Below are 14683 nucleotides of genomic sequence, written 5' to 3'. Positions count from 1 at the left end.
GTGCCCATGTTAGCGGATAGGACACTACTGGTCTTGTCTTGAGCTTTGTATGATGGCGTTTTTGAGCATGAGGTAGCGAGCATTCCATGGATAAATTCGAGGTGAAGCTCGACCAGGCCGCCAGGGCGGCCTGGATGTCTTACGTCGGCGGCATGACCCAGGACGACATTGCCATCCAGCTGGGAGTCTCCAGGCCAGGCGTGCAGCGCTTGTTGGCGTTGGCTCGCCAGGAAGGGCTGGTGAAAGTGCATATCGATCACCCTATTTCGACCTGTATGGCCTTGGGCAGTGCGTTGAGATCACGGTTTGGCCTGACCTACTGTGATGTGGTGCCGGCCGATGCGCAGGCGCCGGAAGGGGCTGCCTATTACCTGGCCGTGGCAGGCGCAGAGCGCATCGCGCGGTTGGTCGAGCGCAGCGAACCGCTGACACTCTCGTTGGGCACGGGCCGTTCGGTGCGGGCGGCGGTGGAGGCGCTGAGTCGTGTGGAGCGTCCTCAGCACCGTTTCGTCTCGCTGGTGGGCAACGTCGCGCGTGATGGCTCGGCAAACCGCTATGACGCGGTCATGGTGCTGGCGGACAAAACCGGCGGCGAACGTTTTCTACTGCCTGCCCCGGTCGTGGCGGAGTCGTTGGCCGAAAAAGAGGCCATGCTGTCCCAGCGGCTGTTCAGGGCCATTGCCGACGTGGCCCGGGAGTCGGAAGCGGCCTTCATCGGGATCGGGCGCATCGACCGGCAAGCTACCCTGTTCCAGGACCACTTCATCAGCGAGAGCGAGCTGGACGAGCTGCTGGGACGTGAAGCCGTGGGTGAGCTGCTGGGCTGGCCCCTGGACCGCGACGGGCAGGTGATCGACTGCTCCATCACACGGCGGGTGACCAGCCTGCCTCTGGAACGGTTCGGCAAGCACCTGATGGTGGGCATTGCCGGTGGCCAGGACAAAGCGCCTGCTATTCTAGCGGCGCTGCGGGGCGGCTGGCTGAAGGGGCTGATCACCGATGAGCGTGCCGCCAGGCACATCCTTGCGGTATCCGATGCTGGCTGAGTGTGCAGGTGCAATATGCAAGCCATTGAATGAATTAGCGTAAAGTCTAAGAGGTCAGGCTTTGCTTTTTTTTGGTCTGCGTACGATCATTTGTTCGGTTAATGATCAATGTGATCAAGGTAACAATAATGCCAATACCTGCCACAAGGAGAACCTCATGCGTCTTGCACGTCACTTGCCCATTACGACCCTGGCAGCCGCCATCGCGGTAGCGGGGCACGCCCATGCTCAGACAACGCTCACCGTGGCGACGGTGAACAATAACGACATGGTCATCATGCAGAGCCTGACCAGTGCCTTCGAGGAGGCTCATCCGGATATCTCTCTGGACTGGGTGGTGCTGGAGGAGAACGTGCTGCGCCAGCGCATGACGACGGATATTGCCACCGGTGGCGGGCAGTTCGACGTGATGACCATTGGCACCTATGAAGTGCCGATCTGGGCAGAGCGGGGTTGGCTCGAACCCCTGATGGACCTGCCCGACGACTACCACGAAGACGATTTGCTGGCATCGGTGCGTGATGGCCTGAGCCTGGAGGGCACACTGCATGCGCTGCCGTTCTATGCCGAAAGCTCGATGATGTATTACCGCACCGACCTGTTCGAGCAGGCCGGTATCGACATGCCTGATCAGCCCACCTGGGAGCAGGTGCACGACTGGGCCGAGCAACTGCACGGCAGCGAGCCGGGGTTGGCGGGCATCTGCCTGCGTGGCAAGCCGGGCTGGGGTGAAAACATGGCCTTCGTCTCGACGCTGGTGAACACCTTCGGTGGCCGCTGGTTCGATGAGCAGTGGAACCCTGAAATCAATTCCGAAGCCTGGAACGACGCCATCGCGTTTTATGTCGACCTGCTGGGCAATTACGGGCCGCCTGGCGCCAGCTCCAACGGCTTCAACGAAAATCTGGCGCTCTTCTCCCGGGGCAACTGTGCCATGTGGGTCGATGCCACCTCGGCTGCTGGCAAGCTCTATGACGCGAATGAATCAGACGTCGCCGACGTGCTGGGTTTTGCCCCTGCGCCCATTGCCGAAACGCCCAAGGGCTCGCATTGGCTGTGGTCCTGGGCTCTGGCTATCCCTGCCTCTTCCGAGCACAAGGAGGCGGCGCAGTCGTTCATCACCTGGGCCACGTCACAAGAGTACATAGCGCTGGTGGGTGAGACCAACGGCTGGACCAACGTGCCCCCGGGTACCCGTGAGTCCACCTACGCCAATGCGCAGTACATCGAGGCGGCTCCTTTTGCCGACTTCGTGGTGAATGCCATCAAGGACGCCGACCCCACCGACTCCAGCCTGGAGCCCAACCCCTATATCGGCGTCCAGTTTGTCGGCATTCCCGAGTTCCAGTCGATTGGTACTCAGGTGGGCCAGACCATCGCGTCAGCGCTCACCGGCGGAACCTCCGTGGCGCAAGCCCTCGATAACGCTCAGCGGACTACCGAGCGCGCCATGCAGCGTGCGGGCTATATCCAACGCTGAGCCCTGAAGGTGGCAGCGCTTGCCCCGCCAGGGGGAGGCGCTGCCCAGGCTCCTGGCGGGACCGTTTTTTGCAGGTATTGTCATGAATAGAACACGTGCTTCTGGCCGAACGGTCGGCGGGCTGAGGACGCTATCGCTTCAGGCGCCCGCAGTGACTCTTCTGCTGCTCTGGATGATCGTGCCGTTGGGCATGACGGTCTGGTTCTCTTTTCAGCGCTACAACCTGTTGATGCCGGAGATGACCGGCTTCGCGGGGCTGGAAAACTATGAGTATCTGCTCACCGACCCCGCGCTGTGGAAAGCCATGGCCAACACGCTGCTGCTGGTGGGCTGGGTACTGGTCATCACAGTGGTGGGCGGCACGCTGCTGGCGGTGCTGTTCCAGCAAGAGTTTGCCGGGCGGGGCATTGCCCGGGTGCTGGCGATTTCGCCTTTCTTCGTCATGCCCACGGTCAGTGCCCTGGTCTGGAAAAACATGATGATGCACCCCTCCAATGGGGTGTTGGCCTGGCTGTCGCAATCGCTGGGGCTTCCCGTCGTGGACTGGTTCTCGGCGCTACCGCTGACGTCCATCATCATCATCGTCTCATGGCAGTGGCTGCCGTTTGCGCTGCTGATTCTGCTGACCGCCATGCAGTCGCTGGACGAAGATCAGGTGGAAGCCGCACGCATGGACGGAGCGGGGCCGCTGGCGATTTTCTTCTTCATCACGCTGCCGCACCTCAAGCGTGCCATCAGCGTGGTGATCATGATCGAGATGATCTTCCTGCTGACGATTTTTGCCGAGATATTTGTCACCACTTCCGGTGGGCCAGGACTTGCTACCACCAACCTGGCGTATTTGATCTACATCCAGGCGCTGTTGGATTTCGATGTGGGCATGGCCTCGGCGGGTGGGGTGATCGCCATCATTCTCGCCAATATCGTCGCCATCTTCCTCGTCCGAATGGTTGCCAGAAACCTGGAAGATTAACGTCGGCTCTTTGGGCCTTGGGAGTCTCTGTATGACCCTGCATCGTAACGCCTCCGCCAACGCACGTTCGTTACCGCTGCGGCAGCTACTGCTGACCCTGCTGGGCTGGTCCGTGGCCTTGGTGATCTTTTTTCCCATCCTGTGGATGGTGCTGACCGGATTCAAAACCGAAACGGCGGCGATCGCCGACCCCAGCTTTATTTTTTCGCCTACCCTCGAAAGTTACCAGGCCGTTCAGGCCCGCTCGGGCTATGCCCGCTTTGCCTTGAACAGCGTGGCCGTCGCGTTTGGCTCCACGTTTTTAGCCTTGCTGATTGCCATTCCCTCGGCTTACGCCATGGCCTTCTTGCCCACCAAACGCACCAAAGGCACGCTGCTGTGGATGCTCTCTACCAAGATGCTGCCGCCGGTGGGAGTTCTGGTACCTATCTACCTGATTTTCCGCGATGTCGGACTGCTGGATACCCGTACCGGGCTGATCATCATCTACACCTTGATGAACCTGCCCATCGTGGTGTGGATGCTCTACACCTTCTTCAAGGACATGCCCAAGGACATCCTCGAAGCGGGCCGTATGGACGGCGCCTCTACCCTGCAAGAGGTATTTTTCCTGCTGCTGCCGCTGACCTTGCCGGGCATTGCTTCTACCGGGCTGCTGTCGGTGATCCTGAGCTGGAACGAGGCGTTCTGGAGTCTCAATCTCACCTCGTCGAAAGCGGCACCGTTGACCGCTTACATTGCCTCCTTCTCGAGCCCTGAAGGGTTGTTCTGGGCCAAGCTGTCGGCGGCGTCCACCATGGCCATTGCGCCCATCCTGATGCTCGGCTGGATGACCCAAAAACAAATGGTGCGCGGCCTGACCTTTGGTGCCGTCAAGTAAAGGAATTTTCCATGGCAACCTTGCAACTGAAAAACATCACCAAGCAGTTTGGCGACACCCAGGTCATCAAGGGCATCGACCTCGACGTCAACGATCGTGAGTTCGTCGTGTTCGTGGGGCCTTCCGGCTGCGGCAAATCCACGCTGATGCGCATGATCGCCGGGCTGGAAAGCGCCAGTGACGGCGATATTCTCATCGATGGCCAGCGCATGAACGAGGTGGGCCCCGCCGACCGAGGGCTGGCCATGGTGTTTCAAAGCTATGCGCTGTACCCGCACATGACCGTCGAGGGCAACATGGGCTTCAGCATGCGCCTGGCCGGGGTGCCCAAAGAGGAGCGCCGCGCCAAGGTGCTGGAAGCCGCCCGGATCCTGCAGCTAGAACCGCTGCTGGACCGCAAGCCCAAAGCACTCTCGGGCGGCCAGCGCCAGCGGGTCGCCATTGGTCGCGCCATCGTGCGCAATCCCAGCATCTTCCTGTTCGACGAGCCGCTCTCCAATCTGGATGCGGCGCTGCGGGTGCAGATGCGTATCGAGCTGGCGCGGCTGCACGAAGAGCTGGACGCGACGATGATTTACGTCACCCACGACCAGATAGAGGCCATGACCATGGCCGATAAAATCGTCGTGCTCCACGATGGCGTGGTAGAGCAGGTAGGCTCGCCCATGGCGCTCTACCACCACCCGCGTAACCGGTTCGTGGCAGGTTTCATTGGTTCGCCCAAGATGAATTTCTTCAGCGTCGAGCAGCGCTCCCTTGGCGATGATGGTGTCACCGTGCGCCTGCCCGGTGGGCGACTCTGCACCATTCCGGTAGCAGGTGAACGGCTCGCCAGCGACGAAGCGCTGGAGCTGGGCATTCGCCCGGAGCATCTGCAGTTGGATGAAAACGGCCCTTTGAGTGGCCAAATCAAGGTGCTGGAGCGGCTGGGCGGGCAAACCTCGCTGTACGTGCAAATGGGCGAGCTGCTGATCACGATCATGGCCGACGGTGACGTGGCCTACCGTGTGAACGATACCGTGACGTTCGGTTTCGATGCGCAGCGCGCGCATCTCTTCGACGCCCAAGGCCTGGCACTGGAGAGCCTTTCTCGCCATCCGTTGGCCAGCCTGACACGCCAGGACAACCGTGCCGCCAGCGAGCCAGAGCTACCCGGAGGGCACGCATGAAGACACTGATCTTTGATTGTGACGGTGTTCTGGTGGACAGCGAGTTTCTCGCCGAGCAGACCCTGGAAACCTACCTGACCCACTGGCTGCCAGACCTGGATATACCGACGCTGCTGGGGCAAGCCCTGGGCATGACGACGGCCGATATTCTGCACCATCTCGAGCAGCAGAGCCGCCATGCGCTGCCAGCGGATGCATCTGAGCAGGTGGATGAAGCCATCGAGTCGCGGCTGCTGCGTGAGCTGACCGCCATCGAGGGTGTGCACCGAGCGGTAAGTGGCATCAGTCTGCCCAAGGCCATCGTTTCCAACAGCCGTCGTCGCCGTGTGGAGGCCTCCCTGGCGACCACGCGATTGGCCGACGTATTGGGAGACGTGCCCATCTTCACCGCCGAGCAGGTCGACCACCCGAAACCAGACCCGGCCATTTATCACCTGGCCGCGAGCAGGCTTGGCTGCCCTCCTGAGCAGTGCCTGGTGGTGGAGGATAGCGTGGCCGGAGTGACGGCTGCCCGGGCGGCAGGCATGCAGGTGATTGGCTTTGTCGGTGCCAGCCATGTGGATGACCGCCAACATGCGCGACTGCTGGCCGCTGGCGCCTGGCGAATCCTGCTACACATGCGTGGGCTGCATGCCTTGGTCGATGAGTGGCAACTCTACCTGCAAGGACACGATCACAATGAAACTACGCGATAAACGGGCCGTGATTACCGGCGGCGCCCGGGGGATAGGGCTGGCCATCGCTCGGCGCTATCTTCTGGAAGGAGCCAGCGTCGCGGTGGCCGACATCGATGCCCGAGCCGTCGACGAAGCGCTCATCACGCTCCAGCAGGATGCCGACGCCGAACGGGTGATGGGCGTGGTGCTGAACGTATGCGACCAGGCGTCCATCGACGCCATGGTGAGCAAGGTCTCCGAGCGCTTTGGCGGTATCGACATTCTGGTCAACAACGCCGCGGTCTTCGACATGGCGCCCGTGCTGGAGGTCACCGAAGCCAGCTTCGACAAACAGTTCGCGGTGAATACCAAAGGCATGTTTTTCACCCTGCAGGCCGTGGCTCGCGCCATGGTGGCCCAGGGGCAGGGTGGAAAGATCATCAACATGGCCTCGCAGGCGGGCAGACGAGGCGAGCCCCTGGTGAGCGTTTACTGTGCCAGCAAAGCCGCCGTGATCAGCCTGACCCAATCCTGCGGGCTCGATTTGATCAAACATCGCATCAACGTCAACGGCATTGCCCCTGGCGTGGTGGATACGCCGATGTGGGAAGAGGTCGATGCGCTGTTTGCCCGCTACGAGCACCGCCCGCTGGGCGAGAAAAAGCGCCTGGTGGGCGAGGCCGTGCCCTACGGGCGGATGGGGCTGCCGGAGGACCACACCGGTGCTGCCGTCTTTCTGGCCAGCCAGGACAGCGACTATGTTGTGGCCCAGACCCTCAACGTCGATGGCGGCAACTGGATGAGCTGAGATGCCAATGAGCCCTGATGTTGTTTCGTTGAGCCACCAACTGCTGGATGCCGCGCAAGGCCAAGCGCGCTACATGGTTGCCCTGGCCGGGCCGCCCGGTGCTGGCAAGTCTTACGGGAGTGCCCTGCTGTGCGATGCGCTCAATCAGCGCCAGCCAAGGGTGGCAGCGGTCGTGCCCATGGATGGCTATCACTTCGATAACGCTGTCCTGGGGGAAGAGCAGCTCCCGCTCAAGGGAGCGCCGCATACGTTCGACGTGGACGGCCTTCGCCACGACCTGGCGCGTATTCGTCGCGCTGACCGTCCGGTGGCCGTGCCCATTTTCGATCGCCCGCTGGACCTGGCGAGGGCCGGGGGGCGCTTGATCACGCTCGAGCATCGCATCGTGATCGTGGAGGGCAATTATCTGCTGCTCGACCAGGAGCCCTGGCGAGCGCTGCGTTCTCTGTTCGACTGGACGCTGTTCATCGACGTGGAGGATACCGTGCTGGCCGAGCGGCTGATACAGCGCTGGTTGTGCATGGGGCAGGACCTCGCGGGTGCCATGGAGCGAACCCACCAGAAAGACATGCTCAACGCGGCTCTGGTGAAAACGCGCAGCGTATCACCTGACCAGCGCTGGCGACCATCCCTGTCCGCCTTATCGGAGAGTGACCATGATCTCGTTGAATAACCATACGCTGGCGGCCTTCGGCCAGGCCGTACAGAGACCTGCTTACGACCGACAGGCACTGACCCCCGGCATCGTGCATATAGGGGTCGGGGGCTTTCATCGTGCTCATCAGGCGATGTACGTGGATGCTCTGATGAACCAGGGCGAAGCGCTGGAGTGGGGGATCGTGGGGGTCGGGGTCATGCCCGGCGACAAGCGCATGCAGCAGGTGCTGGCAGCTCAGGATTTCCTCTACACCCTAGTGGTGAAATACCCCGATGGCGAGTATCGGCCCCGGGTGATTGGCAGCATGGTGGATTACCTGTTTGCCCCGGAGAACCCCGACGCGGTGATCGAAACAATGGCGGACCCCGCCATCAAAATCGTGTCGCTCACGGTCACGGAGGGTGGCTACAACTTTCATCCGGTCACCGGAGAATTCAATCTGGACGCTCCTCAGGTGCGCGACGATCTCGCCCATCCAGAGCGCCCCTCCACCAGCTTTGGCCTTGTGGTGGAAGCCCTGGTGCGCCGCCGGGCACGGGGCATTGCGCCGTTTACGGTGATGTCCTGCGACAACATTCAGGGCAACGGCGACGTGGCCAAGCGCATGTTCAGCGCCTACGCCCGCGCCCGAAGTGCAGAGCTGGGTGACTGGCTGGCTACCGAGGTGGCGTTTCCCAACGCCATGGTGGACCGTATCACACCGGTGACCGCGCCTACGGATATCGAAGAGCTCGCCCAGCGCTTTGGTGTTGAAGACGCCTGGCCCGTGGTGTGCGAGCCCTTTACCCAATGGGTGCTGGAAGACCACTTCCCCTTGGGTCGCCCGGCGTTCGAGAACGTTGGCGTTCAGGTCGTCGATGATGTCGAGCCCTACGAACTGATGAAGCTGCGCCTGCTCAATGCCAGCCACCAGGCGCTCACTTATTTTGGTTATTTGGCGGGCTATCGCTACGCCCATGAGGTGTGCCAGGACCCGCTGTTCGTGGAGTTCTTGCTGGGGTACATGCGCGAAGAGGGCACGCCGACGCTGGCCCCCGTGCCGGGGGTGGACCTGGCAAGCTATCAGTTGACGCTGATCGAGCGCTTTGCCAATCCTCAAATCAGAGACACCCTGGCGCGGCTGTGCGCGGAAAGCTCGGATCGTATTCCTAAGTGGTTGGTGCCGGTGATTCGCCAGCAGCTTGCTCAGGGCGGCGAGATCCAGCGCAGCGCTGCCGTGGTGGCCAGCTGGGCACGCTATGCCGAGGGCGTCGACGAGCAGGGCAACCCCATCGAGATCGTGGACCGCCTGCGGGAGCCGTTGATGGCCATTGCCGCCAATAACCGCACCCACCCGGCGGCCTTCGTGGAAAACCGCGAGCTGTTTGGCGACCTGGCAGAGCAGCCCCGCTTCCTTGATGCCTACCTGGAGGCGCTGAAGTCGCTGCATGAGCGGGGCGCACGGGCTACCCTTGAAGCTCTGGTCGCGTCGAAAGGAACCGTGTGATGTATATCGGGGTGGATTGCGGTACGCAGAGTACCAAGGTCGTGGTGGTGGATGTGGAGCGTGGCGTCATCCTGGGGGAAGGCAGCCGCCCGCACCGCCTGGACGAAGGCGAACACGGCCGCCGCGAGCAGGCGCCCGCCGAGTGGTTGGCGGCGCTCAAGGGGGCGTTTTCCGAGGCCATTCAGCGGTCGGGCATCGATGCCCGACAGGTACGCGGCATTGGCGTTTCCGGTCAACAGCATGGCATGGTGGCCCTCGATGCCGACGGCGTGCCGGTGTATCCCGCCAAGCTGTGGTGTGATACCGAAACCAGCGCGCAAAACAGTGCGCTGGTCGAGGCGTTAGGCGGGGAAGCGGGCTGCCTGGCGAAGCTTGGCCTGGTGCTGCAAACCGGTTATACCGCCTCGAAAGTGGCTTGGCTTCGCGAGCACCATCCGGACGCCTATCAGCGTATCGCCACGCTGCTGCTGCCCCATGACTACCTGAATTTCTGGCTGACCGGTGAGCGGGTCACCGAGGCAGGCGATGCCTCGGGCACTGGCTATTTCGACACCCGTACCCAGCGTTGGCAAAAAGAGGTGTTCGCCGCCATTGCGCCAGAACTCGACCCTGAGCGCGTGCTGCCACGCCTCATCGAGCCCCGGGAGCCCGTTGGTCGAGTCCGCCCATTGGTAGCGCAAGAGCTGGGGCTGAGCGATAGCGTGATCGTCTCTTCCGGCGGTGGCGACAACATGATGGGGGCGATTGGCACCGGCAATATTACCCGTGGCTTGATTACCTTGAGCCTGGGAACCTCCGGCACGGTATGTGCCTACTCACCCGAGCCCGTGGTCTGCGATAGCGCCATGGTGGCCAACTTCTGCGCCAGCCACGGTGGCTGGCTGCCGCTGATCTGTACCATGAACGTCACGTCGGCAACGACCCGCGTGCGCGAGTTGTTCGGGCTGGATCTGGCGGCCTTTGGCGAGCGGGTGGCCAGCGCCCCGATTGGCGCCGAAGGCGTGACGGTACTGCCGTTCTTCAACGGGGAACGGGTACCCATGTTGCCGGATGCCTCTGGCGACTTTCTGGGCTTGACCAGCGTGAACATGACCCAGGCCAACCTGTGTCGTGGGGTGATGGAAGGCGCTACCTTTGGCCTGCGCTACGGGCTGGAACTGTTGGGAGAACTGGCCGCAGGTACCCGCCAGATTCGGCTGATCGGCGGCGGTGCGAACAGCCCCGTGTGGCGGCAAATGGTGGCCGACATGACCAATACCCAAGTGATCTGCCCTGAGATCACCGATGCCGCCGCTCTGGGCGCCGCCATTCAGGCGGCCTGGTGCGACCTGGGCCCCGAGGGCGTGAGCCTGGCCTCGCTCTGCGAGCGGTTGGTTCACCTGGACGCTGCCTCACTGGCAGAGCCGGATCCCCAGCGTGTGGCCGCGTACCATGAGGCGTATCGGCGCTACCTGGCGCTGTTGGCGCAGCGTCACTCGCTTTAATACCCATTGCTTCAAATGCCGCTCACTCTATGCACCATAACGCCAGCGCCTGTCTCATCGACAGGCGCTGGCGTGGCAGCAGGGCGGGGTGTCCCCAGGCGGCTTACCAGGACTTATAAGGCAGGAACTTGCCGTTCAGGGTGAGCAGCACGCGGTCGCCCTTGGGGTCTTCGATCTTTTCCATCTCCATGGTGAAGTCGATGGCGCTCATGATGCCGTCGCCAAACTTCTCCTGCACGACATCCTTGAGGGTTTCACCGTAAACGCCGACCACTTCGTACAGGCGGTAGATGAAGGGGTCCTGAGGAATGGCCTCATCCCATGCCTTGGTGGGGAAGGCGGTCAGCGCGGTGGCCACGTCGCCATCGACTTCCAGCACGTCGCACAGTTTATGGGCGACATCGGCACTGGCGCTGTTCATGCCGTAGCAGGCTGACGCCACCCAGACCGGTGACATGCCGACCGCGCTGGCAATCTCGTCCCAGCTCATTTGCTTGCGTGCCTTGGCGGCGAGAAGGGTGTGACGCATTTCAAGCTTATCCATGACGGATCTCCTTGGGAGTAAATGTGACCAGCTTTTCCTGGGGCGGCACGCTCTTGGGTGCCGGGGTGGAGTCGGGCGAGGCGCTGCCTTCTGCCAGGGTCACGGGGTTGACCGGTGTGGGGTAGCGCAGGCCCTTGCCGTCGGACTCCTGGGTGCGTAGCTCACTGGAGCGGTTTACCAGGAAGTCGACGAGGTAGTTGCGAATCGTATAAAAGTGGGGATGCTTGACGATCTCCGCCCGCTGGCGCGGCCGTGGCAGGTCGATTTCGACCGCTTCGGCAATCCGCGCCTGGGGGCCGTTGGTCATCAGGAAGATACGGTCGGCCAGCAGAATGGCTTCGTCCACGTCGTGGGTGATCATGAACACGGTCTGCTGGTCCTGGCTCCAGATCTTGACCAGTTCGTCCTGGATGACGCCGCGGGTGAGGGCATCCAGGGCCCCAAAGGGCTCATCCAGCAGCAGCAACTTGGGCTTGGTGGCAAACGCACGCGCGATGCTGACCCGCTGGCGCATGCCGCCAGAGAGCTGGGCGGGCTTGCGGCCGACCACTTCTTTCAAGCCCACCAGGGTCAGGTATTTCATGCTGTGCTCGGTGATTTCGTGCTCGCTCCAGGCGGGCCAGCGGGCACGTACGCCAAAGCGCACGTTGTCCAGCGCAGTGAGCCAGGGCAGCAGGCTGTAGTTTTGAAATACCACGCCACGTTCGAGGCTCGGCCCATGGATCTCCTTGCCATCCATGACCATGGAGCCTTCGGAGAACTGATCCAGCCCGGCCAGCGCATTCATGATGGTGGATTTGCCACAGCCGGAGTGGCCGATGATGCAGACGAACTCGCCCTTCTTGAGCTGAAAGCTGATGTCTTCGAAGACCGTGAGCGGTGCAGCGTCCTTGCCAGCGCCGGGGAAGCGTTTGGCGGCCTTCTGCACCTCTACAAAGGCATGACTCATGACAGGCTCCTTATTCGGCGTAGGTGACGAAACGGGCGACATAGCCCAGCGACATATCCAGCAGCATGCCGACGACGCCAATCATCAGGATGGAAAAGATCACGCTGGTCAGGTCCAGGTTGTTCCACTCGTTCCAGACGTAGTAGCCGATGCCGGTACCACCCACGAGCATTTCTGCGGCGACGATGACCAGCCAGGCAATACCGATGGAGATACGCATGCCGGTCAGAATGGTCGGGGCCGCGGCGGGCAAAATGACCTTGAAGGCCGTTTGCAGCGGCGACAGTTCATGGGTGCGTGCCACGTTCACCCAGTCGCTGCGCACACCGGCCACGCCAAAGGCGGTATTGAGCAGCATCGGCCAAATGGAACAGATAAAGATCACGAAGATGGCTGACGCTTCGGCATCCCGAATGATGAACAGCGCCAGAGGCATCCAGGCCAAGGGAGAAATCGGCCGCAAGACCTGAATAAACGGGTTGAGCGCTTTATACGCCAGCGGTGACATGCCAATCAGAAAGCCGATGGGGATCGCTACCACGGCGGCCATGAGATAGCCGCTGAGCACGCGGTAAAGGGAGTAACCCAGTTGGATGCCGATCCCCTTGTCGTTGGGGCCTGCATCATAGAAAGGGTTGGAAAGCTGCTCCCATGCCCGCTCGAAAATCGCCGACGGCGGGGGAACGCGGGCCGTTTCATCGGCCCCGCCCAGCAGCAGTTCGTACTCGCTCAGCTCTTCCGTGCCGCCCAGCAGCGGCGAGCGGTCGAGTCCTTCCCATAGCCCCAGCAGCACGGCAAGCAGGACGAAGGCTAACAAGCCAGCGCGCACGTTCAGGCTGATGTTCCAGTCGGTAGTGGTGCGGTCCATGATTAGCTCCTGCGGATATCAAAGCTGGCCAGATACCCTTCGGGGTCGGTGTAGTCGAAGGTCTTGCCCATGATCTGGTAGTTGCGCGAGGTCTCTTCGGGGGCGTCGTAGCCCAGCTCGTTCATCACCGTGCGTGCTTCGCTGGCCAAAAAGACATCCCGGGCAATCTGCTGATAATCGACGCTGCCCTCGATGTAGCCCCAGCGCTTCATCTGGGTCAGGATCCAGACGGCCATGGAGTGCCAGGGGAAGGGGTCGAAGTCGATCCGGTCCGGCACGTTCTGAACATTGCCCAGGCCATCGGCAAAGCGCCCTGTCAGCACCTGCTCGATCACCGTGACCGGCTGGTTCAGGTAGTTGGTCGGGGCAATGGCCTCGGCGATTTCCGAACGGTTGGCCGGGTCGGACGAGTATTGGGTGGCATCGATGATCGCCCGCAGCAGCGCGCCGTAGGTGTTGGGGTTTTGCTGGGCAAAGCGAGCGCTGGTGGCAAAGGCGCAGCACGGGTGGCCGTCCCAGATCTCCTTGGTGAGCAGGTGGATGAAGCCGATGCGCTCGAACACGGCGCGCTGATTGAACGGGTCGGGGGAGAGAAACCCATCGATGTTGCCCGCGCGCAGGTTGGCGACCATTTCGGGGGGCGGAATGACGCGAATCTGAATGTCCTGATCCGGGTCCAGGCCATGCTCGGCCACGTAGTAGCGCAGCAGGAAGTTGTGCATGGAGTACTCGAAGGGCACGCCGAAGGTGAAGCCTTTCCACTGCTGCGGGTCACGCTTGTCCTGGTGGTCGTTGTGCAGCACGATGGCTTGCCCATTGACGTTCTCGATGGCAGGCGTCACGAAGGCCCGCTGGGTCGAACCTGCCCCCAGGCTCATGGCCAACGGCATGGGGGAGAGCATGTGAGCGGCATCGTACCGGTCGTTCAGCGAGTTATCGCGAATCAGCGCCCAGCCAGCGGTCTTGATCACATTGACGTTCAGGCCGTAACGCTCATAGAACCCCATGGGGTGGGCCATGATGATGGGCGTGGCGCAGGTGATCGGAATGAAGCCGATGTCCAGCTCGGTTTTCTCCAGCGGGCCGAGGTTCTCCTTGACCGCCGCCTTGATCGACTCCATGGGCAGCAGCGTGGCCAGGGCAGCCGCCGCGGTGCCGCCACCCACCAGCTTCATGAATTGCCGGCGGTGCATGTCGCTATGGCCAAAGATGCCACGAACCAGCGCGCTCTCCACCACCCGATCCATGATCTGTTCGGCATTGCTGGGCGGCGCTTCGCCACCGGCCAGGGTGGCCTGATGGGAAGGTACGCTGGGGCGGGCAGGGTGGCACTGGTGGCAATCACACTGGCGGCCATGGATCAGCGATTGACGGTGATCGAAAGGGTTGCCGAGACTGCTGTGGTCATTGTTCTCTTTCATGGGCGTTCACCTCTCAGGAGCAAATGGGCTTCTAGCTGCGCCGTCTTGGTGCGAAACAGAGCGTTGCGGCACTGTTTCGGTAGTGCGACTTGTGTGCCACAACCGTTCGTTTTGTTTAAAGATTCATAAATTCAATAAGTTGTGGTGTTTGGTGGAATCTTGGAGGCCATGCTTGAAAACAACGATTTTTCGTTAATAACGATATTTCGTTGTTTAAATGACGAAATATCGTTATTGGCCCGTTGTTTGTATGGGTAGTGG

The 14683-nt window shown here is 61.6% G+C and carries 14 protein-coding genes; 10 read left to right on the top strand and 4 right to left on the bottom strand.

Translation table 11 applies throughout. From position 1 onward, the window contains the following. Positions 1–86 precede the first annotated feature (86 nt). From KVY02_RS12845 to xylB, 10 genes are all read left to right on the top strand, one after another. Positions 87–1046: a sugar-binding transcriptional regulator gene (locus KVY02_RS12845; protein ID WP_193460774.1), complete on the top strand. Its 960-nt coding sequence runs from the start codon at positions 87–89 to the stop codon at positions 1044–1046. Between the two features lie 157 nt (positions 1047–1203). Beyond that, positions 1204–2526: an ABC transporter substrate-binding protein gene (locus tag KVY02_RS12840; RefSeq protein ID WP_218313635.1), complete on the top strand. Its 1323-nt coding sequence runs from the start codon at positions 1204–1206 to the stop codon at positions 2524–2526. Between the two features lie 82 nt (positions 2527–2608). Further along, positions 2609–3499 (top strand): carbohydrate ABC transporter permease, encoded by an 891-nt coding sequence (locus tag KVY02_RS12835; protein WP_039176453.1) that lies wholly within the window; start codon positions 2609–2611, stop codon positions 3497–3499. A gap of 31 nt (positions 3500–3530) precedes the next feature. Further along, positions 3531–4379: a carbohydrate ABC transporter permease gene (locus tag KVY02_RS12830; protein ID WP_096922556.1), complete on the top strand. Its 849-nt coding sequence runs from the start codon at positions 3531–3533 to the stop codon at positions 4377–4379. An 11-nt stretch (positions 4380–4390) separates the two neighbouring features. Further along, complete coding sequence (locus KVY02_RS12825; protein ID WP_039176445.1) at positions 4391–5548, top strand: ABC transporter ATP-binding protein; 1158 nt, start codon at positions 4391–4393, stop codon at positions 5546–5548. After that, positions 5545–6243 carry an HAD family hydrolase gene (locus KVY02_RS12820; RefSeq protein WP_039176442.1) on the top strand — a complete coding sequence of 233 codons (699 nt, stop codon included), beginning with the start codon at positions 5545–5547 and terminating at the stop codon, positions 6241–6243. The genes KVY02_RS12825 and KVY02_RS12820 overlap by 4 nt, the downstream gene beginning before the upstream one ends. Next, on the top strand, positions 6227–7012 hold the full coding sequence (locus KVY02_RS12815) for an L-iditol 2-dehydrogenase (RefSeq protein ID WP_218313634.1): 786 nt from the start codon (positions 6227–6229) through the stop codon (positions 7010–7012). Before KVY02_RS12820 ends, KVY02_RS12815 begins: the two co-directional genes overlap by 17 nt. 7 nt (positions 7013–7019) lie before the next feature. Then, complete coding sequence (locus tag KVY02_RS12810; protein ID WP_218315085.1) at positions 7020–7685, top strand: nucleoside/nucleotide kinase family protein; 666 nt, start codon at positions 7020–7022, stop codon at positions 7683–7685. Further along, positions 7669–9156: a mannitol dehydrogenase family protein gene (locus KVY02_RS12805; RefSeq protein ID WP_218313633.1), complete on the top strand. Its 1488-nt coding sequence runs from the start codon at positions 7669–7671 to the stop codon at positions 9154–9156. Before KVY02_RS12810 ends, KVY02_RS12805 begins: the two co-directional genes overlap by 17 nt. Then, positions 9156–10640, top strand: coding sequence for a xylulokinase (xylB, locus tag KVY02_RS12800; RefSeq protein WP_218313632.1), 1485 nt, complete (start codon positions 9156–9158; stop codon positions 10638–10640). Before KVY02_RS12805 ends, xylB begins: the two co-directional genes overlap by 1 nt. A gap of 103 nt (positions 10641–10743) precedes the next feature. Here the strand turns inward: xylB and cynS are convergent, their stop codons facing one another. The 4 genes from cynS to KVY02_RS12780 are packed head-to-tail and all read right to left on the bottom strand — an operon-like array spanning position 10744 to position 14422. After that, positions 10744–11184 (bottom strand): cyanase, encoded by a 441-nt coding sequence (gene cynS, locus KVY02_RS12795; RefSeq protein WP_039176430.1) that lies wholly within the window; start codon positions 11182–11184, stop codon positions 10744–10746. Continuing rightward, positions 11177–12133 carry an ABC transporter ATP-binding protein gene (locus KVY02_RS12790; RefSeq protein ID WP_100731155.1) on the bottom strand — a complete coding sequence of 319 codons (957 nt, stop codon included), beginning with the start codon at positions 12131–12133 and terminating at the stop codon, positions 11177–11179. The genes cynS and KVY02_RS12790 overlap by 8 nt, the downstream gene beginning before the upstream one ends. A 10-nt stretch (positions 12134–12143) precedes the next feature. Further along, complete coding sequence (gene ntrB / locus KVY02_RS12785) at positions 12144–13001, bottom strand: nitrate ABC transporter permease (protein ID WP_096922563.1); 858 nt, start codon at positions 12999–13001, stop codon at positions 12144–12146. Positions 13002–13003: 2 nt separating this feature from the next. After that, positions 13004–14422 (bottom strand): CmpA/NrtA family ABC transporter substrate-binding protein, encoded by a 1419-nt coding sequence (locus tag KVY02_RS12780; protein ID WP_100731156.1) that lies wholly within the window; start codon positions 14420–14422, stop codon positions 13004–13006. Between the last annotated feature and the right edge of the window lie 261 nt (positions 14423–14683).

Origin of the sequence: Halomonas sp. 18071143 (genome assembly GCF_019211725.1) — a bacterium.
GTDB classification, from domain to species: Bacteria; Pseudomonadota; Gammaproteobacteria; order Pseudomonadales; family Halomonadaceae; genus Vreelandella; species Vreelandella stevensii.
This window is presented reverse-complemented; position numbering and strand designations above follow the sequence as displayed.